This is a genomic window from Mesorhizobium sp. CNPSo 4661 (genome assembly GCF_057784215.1).
Genome location: NZ_JBWGIO010000073.1, coordinates 1 through 1,093, shown reverse-complemented (window position 1 = coordinate 1,093; position 1,093 = coordinate 1). Strand labels below are relative to the sequence as shown.

General features: G+C 60.6%; 2 protein-coding genes. Both read left to right on the top strand.

The features are described 5' to 3' along the window. Positions 1-315 (top strand): ABC transporter permease subunit (locus AC0YKC_RS33955; protein ID WP_488514236.1); only part of this gene is annotated, 315 nt, incomplete at its 5' end. Further along, on the top strand, positions 315-1,093 hold a 779-nt coding region (gene ehuA, locus AC0YKC_RS33950), incomplete at its 3' end, for an ectoine/hydroxyectoine ABC transporter ATP-binding protein EhuA (protein WP_488514237.1). The genes AC0YKC_RS33955 and ehuA, both read left to right, overlap by 1 nt.

Below are 1,093 nucleotides of genomic sequence, written 5' to 3'. Positions count from 1 at the left end.
CAGTGGGAGGCGGCGACATCGCTTAATCTGTCGACCGCGCGCACCTATTTCCGTGTTGTCATCCCACAGGCCTTGCCGCCCTCCGTGGCTGGCATGGGCAACTACCTGGTCGGCATCTTCAAGGACACGCCCGTGCTATCGGTCATCGGCGTTGCGGAATTGATGCAAACGGCGAACTCCATCGGCTCGGAAAACTATCGATACCTCGAACCTTATACGATTGTCGGAGTGATCTTCCTCCTGATTTCACTGCCGTCGGCTGCGGCCCTTCGCGGCTTCGATGCATGGGTTCGCCGCAAACTCGGGATGACCTGATGGACGATACGGACCTCTCCCAATTTCCGCTCGAGCTTACCGGCGAAGGCGTTCCCATGGTGCGTTTTCAAAAAGTAGCCAAGCGTTACGGCTCCCTCACCGTTATCGAAGATCTCGATCTCGATGTCGCGGAGGGCGAGATGGTCACGATCATTGGCCCGTCAGGCTCGGGCAAGACCACGGTACTGCGTACCCTGATGACACTGGAGCGCATCAACGAGGGTGTCATCTACGTCGACGGCAAGCCGCTCACCCACATGGAGAAGGATGGCAAGCTGGTGCCCGCCAGCCAGAAGTATCTAAGATCCATGCGTTCGAAGATCGGCATGTGCTTCCAGCATTTCAATCTGTTTCCGCACATGACGGCGCTGGAGAACTGCATGGAAGGGCCGGTACACGTGCTGGGCATTCCGCGCAAGCAGGCGCGCGAGCGCTCGGAGGAGCTGCTCGAGATGGTCGGCATGGCCGACAAGCGCAACCAGCACCCCTCGCGCCTGTCCGGCGGCCAGCAGCAGCGCGTGGCGATCGCTCGAGCCCTCGCCATGCGGCCCAAGGTCATGCTATTCGACGAGGTGACCTCGGCGCTGGATCCCGAGGTCATCGGCGAAGTGACGAACGTCATCCGCCAGCTGGTGTCGGATTACAGCCTGACCATGCTGATGGTCACGCACCAAATGGGCTTCGCCCGCGACATCGCCGATCGTGTCTGCTTCTTCTTCGGCGGCAGGATCGAGGAGCAGGGCACGCCAGAACAGCTGTTCGGAAACCCGCAGCGCAA